At 65.9% G+C, this 14,446-nt stretch carries 19 protein-coding genes and 3 tRNA genes; 7 read left to right on the top strand and 15 right to left on the bottom strand.

The window, feature by feature from the left end; translation table 11 throughout:
• Window positions 1–106: 106 nt before the first annotated feature.
• The 6 genes from O5O54_RS01770 to O5O54_RS01745 all read right to left on the bottom strand — a co-directional run bounded on the left by O5O54_RS01770 (window position 107) and on the right by O5O54_RS01745 (window position 2,481).
• Window positions 107–634 carry a hypothetical protein gene (locus O5O54_RS01770; protein ID WP_279478018.1) on the bottom strand — a complete coding sequence of 176 codons (528 nt, stop codon included), beginning with the start codon at window positions 632–634 and terminating at the stop codon, window positions 107–109.
• Window positions 612–1,106 carry a hypothetical protein gene (locus O5O54_RS01765; protein ID WP_279478017.1) on the bottom strand — a complete coding sequence of 165 codons (495 nt, stop codon included), beginning with the start codon at window positions 1,104–1,106 and terminating at the stop codon, window positions 612–614. Before O5O54_RS01765 ends, O5O54_RS01770 begins: the two co-directional genes overlap by 23 nt.
• On the bottom strand, window positions 1,073–1,366 hold the full coding sequence (locus O5O54_RS01760; RefSeq protein ID WP_347814865.1) for a hypothetical protein: 294 nt from the start codon (window positions 1,364–1,366) through the stop codon (window positions 1,073–1,075). Before O5O54_RS01760 ends, O5O54_RS01765 begins: the two co-directional genes overlap by 34 nt.
• Window positions 1,367–1,473: 107 nt before the next feature.
• Window positions 1,474–1,785 (bottom strand): hypothetical protein, encoded by a 312-nt coding sequence (locus O5O54_RS01755; RefSeq protein WP_279478015.1) that lies wholly within the window; start codon window positions 1,783–1,785, stop codon window positions 1,474–1,476.
• A gap of 523 nt (window positions 1,786–2,308) precedes the next feature.
• Window positions 2,309–2,382 (bottom strand) — tRNA-Gly (locus O5O54_RS01750).
• Between the two features lie 14 nt (window positions 2,383–2,396).
• Window positions 2,397–2,481: transfer RNA gene (locus tag O5O54_RS01745), tRNA-Tyr, on the bottom strand.
• 169 nt (window positions 2,482–2,650) lie between these two features.
• Here O5O54_RS01745 and rlmB point away from each other — a divergent pair.
• Window positions 2,651–3,505: a 23S rRNA (guanosine(2251)-2'-O)-methyltransferase RlmB gene (gene rlmB / locus O5O54_RS01740; RefSeq protein WP_279478014.1), complete on the top strand. Its 855-nt coding sequence runs from the start codon at window positions 2,651–2,653 to the stop codon at window positions 3,503–3,505.
• Window positions 3,506–3,508: 3 nt separating this feature from the next.
• On the opposite strand, the gene O5O54_RS01735 is transcribed toward rlmB, so the two are convergent.
• Window positions 3,509–3,748: a hypothetical protein gene (locus tag O5O54_RS01735; protein WP_279478013.1), complete on the bottom strand. Its 240-nt coding sequence runs from the start codon at window positions 3,746–3,748 to the stop codon at window positions 3,509–3,511.
• A 120-nt stretch (window positions 3,749–3,868) separates the two neighbouring features.
• On the opposite strand from O5O54_RS01735, the gene O5O54_RS01730 reads away from it, so the two are divergent.
• Both O5O54_RS01730 and O5O54_RS01725 read left to right on the top strand, forming a co-directional pair.
• The gene (locus O5O54_RS01730) at window positions 3,869–4,408 is read left to right on the top strand and encodes a TRAP transporter small permease subunit (RefSeq protein ID WP_279478012.1); all 540 of its coding nucleotides are present in this window, start codon (window positions 3,869–3,871) and stop codon (window positions 4,406–4,408) included.
• 24 nt (window positions 4,409–4,432) lie between these two features.
• Window positions 4,433–6,052 carry a TRAP transporter large permease subunit gene (locus O5O54_RS01725; RefSeq protein WP_279478011.1) on the top strand — a complete coding sequence of 540 codons (1,620 nt, stop codon included), beginning with the start codon at window positions 4,433–4,435 and terminating at the stop codon, window positions 6,050–6,052.
• 61 nt (window positions 6,053–6,113) lie between these two features.
• Here O5O54_RS01725 and O5O54_RS01720 read toward each other — a convergent pair whose 3' ends face one another.
• Both O5O54_RS01720 and O5O54_RS01715 read right to left on the bottom strand, forming a co-directional pair.
• On the bottom strand, window positions 6,114–7,232 hold the full coding sequence (locus tag O5O54_RS01720; protein ID WP_279478010.1) for a TRAP transporter substrate-binding protein: 1,119 nt from the start codon (window positions 7,230–7,232) through the stop codon (window positions 6,114–6,116).
• Between the two features lie 124 nt (window positions 7,233–7,356).
• Window positions 7,357–8,460 carry a TRAP transporter substrate-binding protein gene (locus O5O54_RS01715; RefSeq protein WP_279478009.1) on the bottom strand — a complete coding sequence of 368 codons (1,104 nt, stop codon included), beginning with the start codon at window positions 8,458–8,460 and terminating at the stop codon, window positions 7,357–7,359.
• A 159-nt stretch (window positions 8,461–8,619) separates the two neighbouring features.
• Between O5O54_RS01715 and O5O54_RS01710 the strand changes: the two genes are divergently transcribed.
• The 4 genes from O5O54_RS01710 to O5O54_RS01695 all read left to right on the top strand — a co-directional run bounded on the left by O5O54_RS01710 (window position 8,620) and on the right by O5O54_RS01695 (window position 9,617).
• Window positions 8,620–8,694: transfer RNA gene (locus O5O54_RS01710), tRNA-Thr, on the top strand.
• 70 nt (window positions 8,695–8,764) lie between these two features.
• Entirely contained in the window at window positions 8,765–9,037 is a 273-nt protein-coding gene (locus O5O54_RS01705; protein ID WP_279478008.1) for a hypothetical protein, read from the top strand.
• Window positions 9,038–9,040: 3 nt separating this feature from the next.
• The gene (locus tag O5O54_RS01700; protein WP_279478007.1) at window positions 9,041–9,166 is read left to right on the top strand and encodes a hypothetical protein; all 126 of its coding nucleotides are present in this window, start codon (window positions 9,041–9,043) and stop codon (window positions 9,164–9,166) included.
• A 211-nt stretch (window positions 9,167–9,377) separates the two neighbouring features.
• The gene (locus O5O54_RS01695; protein ID WP_279478006.1) at window positions 9,378–9,617 is read left to right on the top strand and encodes a hypothetical protein; all 240 of its coding nucleotides are present in this window, start codon (window positions 9,378–9,380) and stop codon (window positions 9,615–9,617) included.
• 21 nt (window positions 9,618–9,638) lie between these two features.
• On the opposite strand, the gene O5O54_RS01690 is transcribed toward O5O54_RS01695, so the two are convergent.
• The 6 genes from O5O54_RS01690 to O5O54_RS01665 all read right to left on the bottom strand — a co-directional run bounded on the left by O5O54_RS01690 (window position 9,639) and on the right by O5O54_RS01665 (window position 14,393).
• Window positions 9,639–10,121, bottom strand: coding sequence for a hypothetical protein (locus O5O54_RS01690; protein WP_279478005.1), 483 nt, complete (start codon window positions 10,119–10,121; stop codon window positions 9,639–9,641).
• Window positions 10,122–10,233: 112 nt separating this feature from the next.
• A complete protein-coding gene (locus O5O54_RS01685; protein ID WP_279478004.1) occupies window positions 10,234–10,464 on the bottom strand; it encodes a hypothetical protein in 231 nt (76 codons plus the stop codon).
• A gap of 88 nt (window positions 10,465–10,552) precedes the next feature.
• Entirely contained in the window at window positions 10,553–11,056 is a 504-nt protein-coding gene (locus O5O54_RS01680) for a GNAT family acetyltransferase (RefSeq protein WP_279478003.1), read from the bottom strand.
• A gap of 95 nt (window positions 11,057–11,151) precedes the next feature.
• Entirely contained in the window at window positions 11,152–12,051 is a 900-nt protein-coding gene (locus tag O5O54_RS01675; protein WP_279478002.1) for a carbohydrate ABC transporter permease, read from the bottom strand.
• An 11-nt stretch (window positions 12,052–12,062) separates the two neighbouring features.
• The gene (locus O5O54_RS01670) at window positions 12,063–13,004 is read right to left on the bottom strand and encodes a sugar ABC transporter permease (RefSeq protein WP_279478001.1); all 942 of its coding nucleotides are present in this window, start codon (window positions 13,002–13,004) and stop codon (window positions 12,063–12,065) included.
• 72 nt (window positions 13,005–13,076) lie between these two features.
• Entirely contained in the window at window positions 13,077–14,393 is a 1,317-nt protein-coding gene (locus O5O54_RS01665) for an ABC transporter substrate-binding protein (RefSeq protein ID WP_279478000.1), read from the bottom strand.
• Window positions 14,394–14,446 lie beyond the last annotated feature (53 nt).

Raw genomic sequence — 14,446 nt, 5'->3', positions numbered from 1 at the left:
ACGAACGATAGGTAGGTAGATCTGCTCGATACCTAGCAGATTTGGGTGGGTCGCCTTTTGCTCTACGGGAAGCGTCACAGCATGCGCCGACGCGGTCACGACGCCCCTATTCGCAGCGAACCGTCGGCATCGCCTGGAAGGTGCCGGCGGTGAACGAGCCTTGCGTTTTGACGGCGGTGAGACTGAGGTCGATCGACTGGGTCCCGTTGACGATCACCGCCGACAGGAGGTCCAGCAGCGCCGAGCTGCCCTGCGGAACGATCTGTCCGGAAAAGGTGACGTTGGCATCGCCACCCGAGGGCGCGGAAGTGAAGTTCACCGGCGGCACGTAGGTGACGCGGAAGCAGTTCACCTGTGCGGCCAAGCTGCAAGTGAGATGTGGGAAGGAGCCGTTGATCACGGTCGTGACGCTGATGCGCGCAGCTCGGCCCCCGGGGTTGGTCGAAGACAGCGTCCGAAGGTCCGCCGAGGCGGTCAGCACGCCTGGCGACGAAACCATGATCGTGCAGGAGCCGATGCGCACGTCCACAAGGGCGGCGGCGGGGACGCAGGCCGCACCGAGCAGCGCCAGCGAGACGGCGAACAAGCGTTCGGAGCGCTGCCGCCCGATATTACCGGCCCTTCTTCGATCCATCGGTCCACCCCGTATCGGCCCATTGCACATCCTTCGGCTTCATGTCCATGTTGGCGGCAGCCACCGTCGCATCGGATTGTCCGCTCGCCATGCCCATCTGCAGGAGCTTCAGCTCCGCCCGCAGCCGGGCGATCTCAAGCTCGTAGAGCTCGGAGCAGTTGAGCCGCTTGGATCCGCCGCCGAGGGGGATCACCACCCGTCCGTAGGTCGCGACGTCGCCGTTCCGGTTGTTCGAGCCGTTGATGGCGCCGACATCGAGATAGGCGCCGGACCCGCCGACTGCCGAGCGGCAGGTCGTGCCGTCCGCTGCCCGGACTTCGTCCTGGCCCTGCGGCAGGGAGACGCCCGGCAGGTTGAAGCCACTTTGGCTCTGGTTGAGGTAGTAGATGTCTTCCGCCAGCGACGGCGTCGCAGCGAGACAGACGAGAAGCGACGCCGTCAGGACGCGCGCTTGCCGAGGAACTTGCCGCATATCTGAGCCCTCACTTGCGTCTGGGAATTGGGGAAGGGAATGCTTTCGGCGCAGACCCGAACCTTGCGCTCGCGCCGCCCCTCGAAGGGGATGGCGACGATCACCGGTCGCGACGCGCCAGAGGCCAGCATCATCGGGCTGGACGAGACGCGCACCCCGTCAACCGGTTCGAAGTCTTGGTCGTAGACGCGGACTTCGATGCGAATCGGACGGTCGTAAGGGTTGGACGGAAAGACACGTACCGCGAAGGCATCCGCCATGCTGACGATCTCCCCGCGCATCGGCGAAAGGGACTGTGCCGATGCGGGCGCCGTCAGCGCTCCGGCGCCAACCGTCGCTGCCGCAATGGCAGCCAGAGGAAAACGCACTACTCGCATCGGACAGTGACCGTTGCGGCATAGTTGCCGCCCATGAACGTATCCATCCCCGACTTCGTGCCGGTGAGGTTGATGTCGACGTTGCGCGTGCCGGCGCCGGTCATCAGCGTCGAAAGGCCCGTTTCGGCGACAGTCTGGGCACCGCTCATGGAATAGGTCGGGGTCCAGACCGTACTGGTCGTGTCGGTCGCCGGCGCGGTCGCGGAAGAGACGGCGTCGAGACTGACGCGCACGCCGCCGGTCGTGGTAACATCGACCTTTGCGGGGGCGCCACCGGGGTTCTTCGAACTGAGGGTGCTCAACGTCCCGTTGGTCGTCAGGGCGCCCGTGCCGTTGACGACTGCAACCGCACAAGTTGTGGTGACGGAGCCGGTGAACGTCACGGTACCCGTGGCGGCGGAGGCTTGGAGGGGCAGAAGTCCGCCGGCGAGTGCGGTGCTAAGGAGGGTAGCTTTCCGGTTGGGCAACATTTGATCGCTCCAGACATTATCTGACGAACGATCATCACACGCGAGGCGTGTGCGGAACTTATGGTTGAGGGTTTTTACTTATGGGTAGAAACCTTGACGTTCTGGCCGTCGACACATTGCGAAAGACGGCTGACCGGAAGCACGCCTTATGGGGCGCTTGCACGGTCACCGTCGGGACCGCTCGGAGTATGGTTGGAGAAGGGCAGTTGGCAGCCTTGATGATGTAGGCGTTCGCAATCCGGTGCTTGAGAGCAACCGGGCCACCGCCAAGGCGCGGCCTACCCCGCGCGGGTGAAACGCCTCTTAAACGGCCTGCATGACAGTTCCAAAAGCTTCGCCGTTACGAGCAGATAGCTGGAGCGGGTAGAGGGAATCGAACCCTCGTATTCAGCTTGGAAGGCTGCTGCTCTACCATTGAGCTATACCCGCGCCGGATGGGTGAATGGTGGAGGGAGTTGGATTTGAACCAACGTAGGCTAAGCCAACGGATTTACAGTCCGTCCCCTTTAACCACTCGGGCATCCCTCCAGGTCACCCTGCGTCCTTGCGGAGCGCTGGAAGCGGCGGGAAGTCCCGTGCGCTTCGAGCGGCGTTATGGCGACAGGCCGGTCCTATGTCAACACATGGATGACACCCGAAATCGCGGAGTTTCGGCGCGCGGCTTTGCGGCGTCCCCGAACTCCGTTACATCCGCCCCATGACAGATCATCCCAAGAGCCACACCCCCAAGGACTCGCACTACGCGCGGCTGCGTCGGGCGCATCGCGACCAGGCGGCCGGGGGACCGGGCGCGCAGACACCGCGCCCCCGCAAGCCGCAGCATGCCGGCAAGCCGGCGCCCGCCGACCGCGTGCGGCTCTACGGCATCCATACCGTGCAGGCGGCGCTCGCCAACCCGCGCCGCCGCTTCGTCCAGCTCTACGTGACGCGCAACGCGCTCAACCGGCTGGAACTCGACGAAGCCGCTCCGCCCTGCCCGATCGAGATCGTCGAGCCGCGCTTCCTGGATCAGGAGCTCGGCTCCGACGCCGTGCACCAGGGCGTCCTTCTGGAAACCGCGCCGCTCCAGCCTGCGCGCCTGTCCGATCTCGGCGAGGCCGACCTCGTGCTGGTTCTGGATCAGGTGACCGATCCCCACAATGTCGGCGCGATCCTGCGCTCGGCGGTGGCCTTCGGCGCGGGCGCGGTGGTGACGACCTCGCGCCATTCGCCGCAGGAGTCGGGCGTCCTCGCCAAGTCCGCCTCGGGGGCACTGGAGCTGATCGCCTATGTCCAGGTGACCAACCTCGCCGATGCCCTCGGCGAGTTGAAGGACCGCGGCTACCGCACGATCGGCCTCGATTCGGCTGGCGACGACGAGCTGGAGCCGGCGCTGGACGGCGGCCGGCTCGCCTTGGTGCTCGGTTCGGAGGGCAAGGGGCTTCGCCAGAAGACCCGCGAGACGGTGGATGTCCTCGCGCGCCTTGAAGTTCCCGGCGCCATCCGCTCGCTCAACGTGTCCAACGCAGCGGCCGTCTCGCTCTATGCCGCGCGCCGGTACCTGACGAAATAGCCGCTACGCCGCCTCGTCCCGCCGCGCCAGCGCGGCGGCATAGACTTCGGCCACCGAACGGAAAACGCCCGGCGAACCGGGGTCCTCCGCTCGGTCGGCCGCGCGCGACCGCATCCGCCGGAGCAGCAGCAGCTCGAATCGCAGCTCAAGCGAGAGGCGAGCGACCTTCGCCGCCTGTCGTTCGATCCTTGCCTGCGTCAACTCGGCAGCCTCCTCGATCGAGCGCTGTTGATCCCCTGCCACGCCGCCGGTCGTTTGCTGGGCGAGAGCGACGAAATCTCTGGCCTTGCCAGCATTTGCTGTCGTAGGCCACATGGGTTCGCGGGTACGGGGGACGCCCGCGGCCCGATCCAGGGAGGGGTGATGGGATTTCTTCTGACCGTCAGCAAGGCCATCGACAGGCTGAACGCCGGTTTTGCCGTGATCGCGGACTATCTCGTCCTTGTCGCGGTCCTTGTGAGCGCCGGCAACGCCCTCCTTCGCTATTCGTTGAACCTCAGTTCCAACGGGGCGATCGAGATCCAGTGGTACATGTTCGCCGGCATCGTGCTGCTCGGCGCCTCCTATACGCTCAAGCTCAATGAGCATGTCCGCGTCGACTTGATCTATTCCGTGCTGTCGACCAAGGGACGGCTTCTCGTGGACATCTTCGGCTTCGTCGTGCTGTTCCTGCCCGTGATCGGCTACCTGTTCTATCTCACCTGGCCCTTCTTCCTTCGATCGTTCCTGAGTGGCGAAGTGTCCATGAACGCAGGCGGCCTGATCCTCTGGCCGGCCAAGGCGACCCTACCGCTCGGCTTCGGGCTCCTGTTCCTCCAGGGCATTTCCGAACTCATCAAGCGGTTCGCGGCTCTGGCCGGGCTGATCACGATCGAAACGAAGTACGAAAAGCCGCTGCAGTAAGCGGCGCGGTGGGGGACAATTCGGATGTTTGAATACGGGCCGATGCCGCCGCTGATGTTCGGCGGCATGATTCTCTTCCTGATCATGGGTTTCCCGGTCGCCTTCTCGCTGGCGGCCGTCGGCCTCCTGTTCGGGGCGCTGGGCGTCTACTTCGATCATTTCAGCCCGGCGCTTCTCAACGCGCTGCCGCTGCGCTTCTACGGCGTGATCTCCAACGACCTTCTGCTGGCGATCCCCTTCTTCACCTTCATGGGCGCCATTCTGGAGCGCTGCGGTCTGGCGGAAGACCTTCTGGAAGGCTCCGGCCAGCTCTTCGGCCCGAAGCCCGGCGGCCTCGCCTATGCCGTGATCCTGGTCGGCGCGGTGCTCGGCGCGATCACCGGAACGGTGGCGGCCTCCGTCATCGCCATGGGCGTCGTCTCCCTGCCCGTCATGATGCGCTACGGCTACGACATGCGTCTGGCCACCGGCGTCATCGCGGCGTCAGGCACGATCACGCAGGTGATCCCGCCTTCGCTCGTGCTGATCATCCTGGCCGACCAGCTCGGTCGCTCCGTCGGCGACATGTATGCGGGCGCCATCGGTCCCTCGCTGCTGCAGATCGCGCTGTTCCTCGGCTTCATCTTCGTGTTGTCGAAGCTCCAGCCGCACAAGATGCCGCCCCTGCCCCCGGAGGCGCGCACCAAGAGCGGGCGCGAGCTGCTCTGGCAGGTCGCCAAGGGCATGATTCCCTCCCTGGCCCTGATCTTCCTCGTGCTGGGCACCATGTTCATGGGCCTTGCGACGCCCACGGAAGCCGGTGCCATGGGCTCGGTCGGCGCGATCCTGCTCGCCGCCCTGCACCGCCGCCTGAGCTGGACCCTGACGCGTCAAGCGATGGCGACCACGATGCGGCTCACCGCGATGGTCGTTTTCATCCTGATCGGCTCCACCGTGTTCAGCCTCGTGTTCCAAGGCATGGATGGGGGACACTGGATCGAGTACCTGCTGTCCCACATCCCGGGCGGGGCGGTCGGGTTCCTGATCTTCGTCAACATCTTCATCTTCTTCGTGGCGTTCTTCCTCGACTTCTTCGAGATCGCCTTCATCATCGTGCCACTGCTGGCGCCGGTAGCCGATGCGCTAGGCATCAACCTCGTCTGGTTCGGCGTGCTGCTCTGCGTGAACATGCAGACGGCCTTCATGCATCCGCCCTTCGGCTTCGCGCTCTTCTACCTGAGAGGCATCGCGCCGGCCAACGTGAAGAGCTCGGACATCTACATGGGCGCCATTCCCTGGCTCGGCCTGCAGCTCGTGCTCGTCGCGATCCTGATCCTCTGGCCGCAGTCGGTAACCTATTTCCTGAAGCAGGAACGGGCGGTGGATCCGGCGAGCATCCAGCTCAACGTGCCGATGCCCGGCATGTCGGCACCGACGCCCGGCGGCGCCGCGGCTCCGCCCTCCTTCGGCGCGCCCGCGGCACCCAGCTTCGGCGTGCCTGCGGCTCCGAGCTTCGGTGGCGCGCCCGCCCCGAGCTTCGGTGCGCCCCCGGCCGGAAGTTCCCCGGCGCCGGCCCCTGCGCCGGCTGCTCCGGCGACGCCCGCGCCGCCCTCCTTCGGCGCCCCGACGGCGCCGAGCTTCGGGGCCCCTGCGCCTCAACAGTGACGCAGAAGAAAGGCCGGCGGATCGCTCCGCCGGCCTTCTCCATTCTCGGGGTCGATCGAACCTACTTGCCGGCCGCCTGCTGGCTGTAGACATACGTGTCGTAACTGTATTCAGCGACGCGGAACCACTCGTAGCTTTCCGCCCGGAACTTGGTCCACGGATCGTAGATCGCCTTCCACTTCGGGTTGCTCTCGGACAGCGAGGCGTAGAGCTTCATGGCCGAATCGTAGGACGCGTCGAGGATGTCGCGCGGCAGCGGGCGGAGCTGCACGCCCTTGCCCACCAGCGAGCGGATCGCCTGCATGTTCTTCGCGTCGTAGAGCGCCATCATGTCGACGTTGACAGCCTTGGCTGCCGTGTCCAGCGCCGCCTTGTAGGCCTCGGGCAGCTCGTCGTACTTCGCCTTGTTGAACAGGAAGTGCAGCGTCAACCCGCCTTCCCAGAAGGCCGGATAGTAGTAGTACGGCGCCACCTGGTAGAAGCCGAGCTTCTCGTCGTCATAGGGGCCGATCCACTCCGTCGCGTCGATCGTACCGCGCTCCAGCGCCGGATAGATGTCACCCCCGGCGAGTTGCTGCGGCACGACGCCGAGCGGCTCCAGCACGCGGCCGGCCAGGCCCGCGATGCGCATCTTGAGGCCCTGGAGGTCGGCCACGGAGTTGATCTCGCGACGGAACCAGCCGCCCATCTGCACGCCCGTGTTGCCGCCCGGCAGTCCCTTGACGTTGTAAGCCGCCAGGAACTCGTCGAAGGCCTCGTTGCCGCCGCCATGGTAGAGCCAGGCGTTCTGCTGGCGCGCGTTGAGCCCGAAGGGGATCGTGGCACCGAGCGCGAAGGTCGGGTCCTTGCCGACATAGTAGTAGGCCGCCGTGTGCGCGGCCTCCACCGTGCCGTCCTGCACGGCGTCCAGCGCCTGGAGGCCCGGCACCAGCTCGCCGGCGGGAAAGACGTCGATCGTGAACTTTCCGCCGGTGATCTCCGAGATCGCGGCGGCCAACTTCTCCGCACCGCCGTAGATCGTGTCGAGCGTATTGGGAAAGCTCGAGGTCAGGCGCCAGCGGATGCTGGGTAGTTCCTGCGCGATCGCGGGTGCCGCGAGCACGGTTCCGGCTGCGGCGCCGCCCGTGACGGCCCCCGCCTTGAGTATGAATTGTCTGCGATCCACGCGATGTCCTCCCATTCGCCCCACCAGCGAAACGGCGGCATTGGAGCCCACGCCGCAGCACTTCGCAAGCGGCGGAAGGCCCAAACGAAAATGGCCGGCTCGCGAGGAACCGGCCTTTTCCATCACATGAATTTGAGTGTCAGCGGCCTGCGGCCTGTTGGCTGTAGTTGTACGTGTCGTTCGTGTACTCGGCGACCCGGAACCACTCGTAGACCTGTGTGCGGAACTGGCTCCACGGGTCGTACATTGCCTTCCACTTGGCATTGGATGCCGAGAGCTTGGCATAAAGGTCCTGCGAAGAGGCGAAGGCCGCGTCGAGCACGTCGCGCGGCAGCGGCCGGAGCTGCACGCCCTTGCCCACCAGGGAGCGGATCGCGCGCATGTTCTTCACGTCGTAGTCCGCCAGCATTCGCGTGTTGCAGGTGGCTGCGGCCACTTCCAGCGCCGTCTTGTAGCTTTCCGGCAGCTCGTCGTACTTCGACTGATTGAACATGTAGTGGACCGTCGGACCCGCCTCCCAGAAGGCCGGGTAGTAGTAGTACGGCGCCACCTGGTAGAAGCCGAGCTTCTCGTCGTCGTAGGGACCGACGAACTCCGTCGCGTCCAGCGTGCCGCGCTCCAGCGCCGGATACACGTCGCCGCCCGCGAGCTGCTGCGCCACGACGCCGAGCGGCGCCAGCACCTGGCCGGCGATGCCTGCGATGCGCATCTTGAGGCCCTGGAGGTCGCTCAGCGAGTTGATCTCCTTGCGGAACCAGCCGCCCATCTGGGTGCCGGTGTTGCCGCCCGGGAACGCCCGCACGCCGTAGGCCGTCAGGAAGTCGTTGATCGCCTCGTTGCCGCCGCCGTTGTAGAGCCAGGCGTTCTGCTGGCGCGCGTTCAGGCCGAAGGGGATCGAGCTGCCGATGGCGAAGGTCGGGTCCTTGCCGACATAGTAGTAGAGAACGGTGTGCGCCGCCTCGACCGTGCCGTCCTGCGTGGCGTCCAGCGCCTGGAGGCCGGGCACGAGTTCGCCGGCCGGAAACACGTCGATCGTGAACTTGCCGTCGGTGAGCTTGGAGACGATCTCGGCGAAGAGCCGGGAGGAGCCGAACAGCGTGTCCAGCGTGTTCGGGAAGCTCGACGTCATGCGCCAGCGCAGCGTCGGCGCGTCCTGCGCCAGGGCGGGCGCGGCAAGTCCCGTTCCCGCGACGGTTCCGCCGGCGACGATCCCGGCGCGGCGAATGAATTGGCGACGATCCATCGAGTTCCTCCCATAAATCGGACCAGAACCCTATGCCCGCAAATCGCGCGCCATGAAAGCGCCACCTGCGCCTTTTCCCGGCCCCCGTGCGAGCCCGCCCGCGCCCACGCGAAAAATGCGGATGCGAGCCCTCCCCGCCTGTGCTAGATCCGCCCTCGGGCCGGCTTAGCTCAGCGGTAGAGCAGCGGTTTTGTAAACCGAAGGTCGGGGGTTCAATCCCCTCAGCCGGCACCAGTCGCCCAGGGTCGATGTCGTACGTTCGCGAGTGCTTGCGGAACCATCCACGGGACGCCAGCTTCCGGCCATGACCTTCCCGACGAACCATGACTTGCGAACCGCGGATCGCTCCGACGATCTGGCGCGGGCGAGGAAGCTCGCGGCGAGGAAGTTCAACGAGCATGTGAAGCTCGTCTCGACGAGCGTCAACGCGGTCGCTCTCACCACGCTCGGCGCGAGCATCCTTTTGCCGGGCATCAGTGGAACCGCGGTGGCCCGTCCGGTCGTTTGGCTTCTGATCGCGGGTGCATTACATTTGGTGGCGCATGCATCCGTCCGGATGCTGCGAAGCGAGGATTGAACCATGAGCGAGTTGCTGGGAACTGCGTGGGCTCTTCCCGCCGCCGGCATCGTGCTGGCGGTGGTCGGCTATTCCTGGCTGCACATCGCCTCGCGAAAGCTCGACCGCAAATACGGGTCCGGCCGCTGACCGCGGCGACGCCGCTCGGCTTCGTCAGCCGGAAACTCGGCTTGGCGCCCGTAAAACAACGCTAACCAGACGCCGAGAACACGCTGGACAGGCCGCTCTGCCGACACGAAGGGTGACACGACGAGACCCGACGAGGCGTCGCATGGACCCGAGCATACTTCTCATCATCCCCGCAGCTCTGGTTCTCGGACTGGTCTGGCGACCGGATATCGTGCTCCAGATCGTCGGCTTGCTCGTGATCGTGCTGGCTCCTTATGGGGACTACATGTCTCTTAACGAGCCGGTGCCGTCGTTCGCGGACGGCATACCGCCGCGCTCTCCCCTTCTCTCGATGATCGGCATGCCCTCCTGGATAGGCTTCACCATCGGCATGCTGCTGATCGCCCTCGGCCGCGGCATCTATCAATTGCGGCGCATCGCACGCTCCATGGCGGCGGCCAAGGCGGCCTGAGACTGCCGCAACCCGGAGGTTTCAGCGCGCAGGGCCGCGCAGGCTCTCCGTGATCGATTTCAGCATGCCGTCGTAGGGGTCGCGCAGCGCTTCCGGATAACGGACCGAGACCGAATGAGTCAGCTTGCCGCGAAAGATGTAGCGCTCGTAGAAGATGCGCCCGTCCGGCAGGTATCCCGAAACGACCGCCCAGTTCCGGCCGGTCCGCTGGTAGGTCACGCGATCGAGGCCCTTGCGCCAGCGCACGAGTTCGCGCGGGCTCGACCATTCGGGGTTCTCGATGGCATAGACCACGAGTTCCGCCCCTTCCTCCGAACGCCACACCTGCCCTTCGGGCGTAGCCGGCACGATGATCGGAAACGCCCGCGCCGGGAACGTCGCGGACGTGCCGTAGAGAGGATTGGTGTAGGTATAGGCCCGCGCGGGCGGCGAGAGGGCGAGCCCGCCGACGAGAACCAGCATGCCGAGCGCGGCGCGAAGCCCCGTCCGGCTCGTGACACGCATCTCTCGACCCATCCGCTCCTCCACCATGTTTCCCTCAGGAACAGCCCGTCCCACAGACACGGGCCGACCGCCGCACGCGGCGGCCGGCAACGCGCTTATGGTCCAGTGCAAGTCACTCGTCCGGCCCCGGACGACGGTTGGCGGCCGTGTCCTGATATTCGTCCACCTGGACGCCCTTGCTGTCGAGCCCCCGCTCCCGCGTATGCTGCGACTTGTCGCGGTTGCTGAGGATCTGCTCCTTCCGGACCATCTCGTCCCGAAGCTCCGTCATGGCGCCGACGCCGGCACCCTTGCCCTGCGCGCCGGCACCCATCGTCTTGTGGCTTCCGTGACCACCCGGCATCGTCTGCCTCCTCGTCTCGTGAGGGGGAACAACGACGAAACGAGGCCGGCGTTCGCAGCGGCGGGCGGCTTGTTGCGTAGGTGGCGTATCAGGCGCCGTCGTCCTGCTTCTTCGGATCGTCGTCGTCCGGCGGCTCCTGCACCTCGCTCTCGACGCTGACCGACAGGCGCTGGTAGACGCCGAGCCCGACGATCAGCACCACGCCAACGAAGAGCAGCAGCGTCGGGTAGAGCATCTGCGGCATCGATTCCTTGCCGGCCTGGAACACGGTCACCAAAGCTTCCAGAAGGACGGCGATCACGATGGTGGAGATGAACTTGGTGAGGCTGCGGCGCGCCTCGCCGGCGCTGCGCATCTCGCGGCCCCGGATCGCCTCCTCCTCCAGGAGGTACTTGCCGACGTCGAAGACGGCGATGGCGATCACGGTGAAGCCGACGGCTTCGAGCAGCGAAGCCCCGACGTCGAGATCGGCCGCGGTGTAGCTCTTCCAGACGCCGTCGATGGCGTAGGCGATCAGCCCGCAGGCGAGCACCATCAGGATCAGGCTGGCCAGTCCGAAGGCCGTCCGTGTGAAGAGATCGAACGCGCGCATGCCGCCGGCCGCTGGAGGGAACTTGCGAGGAGATCTGCGCGCGGCGGACGCGACGGCAAGGGCGGCCGGCTCGGCCCGCCGCCCCTGGCCGAGGTTTATTCCTTCACCGCGCCCGTCATCGAGGAGACGTAGTAGTCGACGAAGAACGAGTAGAGGATCACCACCGGCAGGGAGCCGATCAGCGCCCCGGCCATCAGCGAGCCCCATTCGTAGACGTCGCCGCGCACGAGCTCGGTGAGGACGCCCACCGGCACCGTCTTGTTCTCCGACGACTGGATGAAGGTCAGCGCGTAGATGAACTCGTTCCAGGCCAGCGTGAAGGCGAAGATGCCGGCCGAGATGAGGCCGGGCACCGCCAGCGGCAGCACGACCTTGGTCAGGATCTGCCAGCGCGTCGCCCCGTCCACCAGCGCGCTTTCCTCCAGTTCGAACGGGATCGAGCGGAAGTAGCCCATCAGGAGCCAGGTGCAGAACGGGATCAGGAAGGTCGGGTAGGTCAGGATCAGCGCCAGTCGCGAGTCGAACATGCCGAGCTGGAACACGATGAAGGCCAGCGGGATGAACAGGATCGACGGCGGGATGAGATAGGCGAGGAACACCATCAGACCGGTGATCCGCGCGCCGGTGAAGCGCACGCGCTCGATGGCGTAGGCCGCGAAGACCGAAGCCGCGAGCGCGATCACGGTGGAGCAGACCGCGACGATCACCGTGTTCCACAGCCAGCCGGGATAGGACGTTTCCCAAAGAAGGTACTTGATGTGGTCGAGCGTCGGCCCGACCACCCAGAATGGGCTGTAGGCGGAATAGTTCGTGAGCTGGTCGTTCGGCTTCACCGCCGTGATGGCCATCCAGTAGAACGGGAAGAGCAGCACGAACATGAAGACGGCGAGCGGCAGGTAGATCACGAGGATCTTCCGGGCGAGCGTGTCGTGGTGCGACATGCCGACGACGTCGTCGGTGAGGTGGCCTGCGGTTTCGGTCGTGTTGGCGGTCATCGCGGGTCTCCTCAATCGTTTCCGCCCTGCTGCCACTTGCGGCGCTGCAGGCCGAAGAAGCTGAACAGGATCGCCGCCAGAAGGAACGGCACCATGGCGACAGCGATCGCCGCGCCTTCGCCGAGCGCGCCGCCCGGAATGCCGCGCTGGAAGGACAGGGTTGCCATCAGGTGCGTGGCGTTCACCGGACCGCCCTTGGTCAGCACGTAGATGAGCTGGAAGTCGGTGAAGGTGAACAGCACCGAGAAGGTCATCACGACAGCGATGATGGGGGTCAGCAGCGGCAGGGTGATGCGCCGGAAGCGCTGCCAGGACGTCGCGCCGTCGAGGGCGGCGGCTTCGTGCAGGGAGGCGGGAATGGTCTGGAGGCCGGCCAGCAGCGAGATCGCGACGAAGGGAATGCCGCGCCAGACATTGGCGGCGATCACCGAAAGGCGCGCATTGGTCGGATCGCCGAGGAAGTTGATCGGCGCGTCGATCAGTCCGGCCGACATCAGCACCCAGGAAATGATCGAGAACTGTGAATCGAAGATCCACCAGAAGGCCAGCGCCGAGAGCACGGTCGGCACGACCCAGGGCAAGAGGATCACCGCGCGGAAGAAAGTCTTGAACGGCAGGTGCTCGTTCAGAATGATCGCGAGCCAGAGGCCCAGCGCGAACTTCAGGATCGACGCGACCGCCGTGTAGACGATCGTGTTGAAGACCGAGAGCCAGAAGACCCGGTCTTCCATGAGGTACTGGTAGTTCTCCAGGCCGATGAAGATGCCGGGCCGGCCGATCCGCGTGTCGGTGAAGCCGAGCCAGACGCCGAGACCTAGCGGGTAGGTCAGGAAGCAGAGAAGGAAGATGGCGGCCGGCAGCATGAACAGGAGGCCGAGCCCGTTCCGGCTCTGCGACAGCCGTTCGAAGAAGGACGGTTTGGGCGGCAGATCGCCCGCCGTGAGGCTGGACATGGCAAATCCCGATCGCGCGAGGAGTGTGGAGCCGCGCCCGCCGGGGTAGCGGACGCGGCGGAGGTCGTCAGGTCAGACGCGGTAGTAGCGGTTGGCCCGACGCTCGGCGTTCTTGATCGCGTCCTCCGGCGAGGACTGGCCGGTCACCGCCTCGGCGTACATGTCGACCAGCACGTAGTCCGCCATGACGCCGGCCGAGGCCGCGCCCAGCGGGCCGGCATAGCCGTTGGGCCTGAGGCTCGCCGAGGCCTTGGCATAGGCCGCATGGATCGGGTTCGACGTCCAGACCGGATTGTTCTCGAAGGCCTTGAGCGGCTGGCAGCAATAGGCGCTGGCGCCCTGGATCCAGGCGTTCATGTTGTCGGGCTGGTACAGGAACTGCAGATAGGCCTTCGCGGCTTCCGGGAACTTCGTATGCTTGAAGATCGAGATGGTCGAGGCCTGGTGCAGTTCCACCGACTGGCCCACGGGGCCGATCGGCAGGTTCACCGAGCGCATGTCATCGGCGATCTCCTTCATCGCCGGGTCCTTGAGCGCGGCGTAGTAGACCGACACGCCGTTGGCGGTGAGCGAGACCTGGCCGGCCAGGAAGGCGCGGTTGTTGTTGACGTCCTGCCAGCTCTCGGTGCCCGGGATGAAGGTCTTGTAGAGCTCCATCGCGTACTTGACGGACTCCAGCGTCTCCGGGCTGTTGATGGTGACGGTACCGTTCTCGTCCACCATCCGGCCGCCGTGGCTCCACAGCAGCCAGTGGGCGTAGTTGTTTCCGTCGCCGACCGCCTTGCCGTGCGGGAAGCCGGCAGGGGTGCCCTTGGCCTGGAGCGCCTTGCAGAGCTCGAGGAAGCCGGCCGTGTCCTTCGGGAATTCCTGGAAGCCCGCCGCCTTCATGTGGCTGTCGCGATAGACCACCGCGTTGCCGATGGCGCAGAGCGGCAGGGCGATGAAGCTGTCGCCGCGCTTGGCGTAGGACTCCAGGCCCGGATACCAGCCGCCGTTCGCCGCGCCGATGGAGGTGCCGAGATCGGTCACGTCCACCAGCTTGTCCGGATATTGCTGCGGGTCGTCGAACCAGCTCATGACCATGTCCGGGCCGGAGCCGACGTTGGCGGCGACCGCCGCCTTCGGACGCACGTCCTCCCAGCTTTCCTTGTCGACACGCACCTGGACGCCCGTCGCGTCGGTGAACTTCTTGGTGTTGGCGAGGAACGCCTCCTCCTCGGCCGGCACGAAGGGCACCCAGCGCAGGAGACGCAGGGACGCGCCGGCTTCCGGGGTGAAGGTCGGAGCGGCCGATTGAGCGAAGGCCGGGCCGACGCCCAGCCGGCCGCCGAGCGCCGCGCCGGCCACGATGCCGGCCGTGCCGGCGAGGATCTGTCTACGGTTGATCACGGGTGGTCCTCCTCAAGGTCGGGGCATTCTTTGATGATTTCGCGCCGGTCGTG

The organism is Aureimonas sp. SK2 (assembly GCF_029813115.1).
In the GTDB taxonomy this organism is placed as follows: domain Bacteria; phylum Pseudomonadota; class Alphaproteobacteria; order Rhizobiales; family Rhizobiaceae; genus Aureimonas.
The sequence above is the reverse complement of the archived record's forward strand: the minus strand, read 5'-3'. Positions and strand labels throughout refer to the sequence as shown.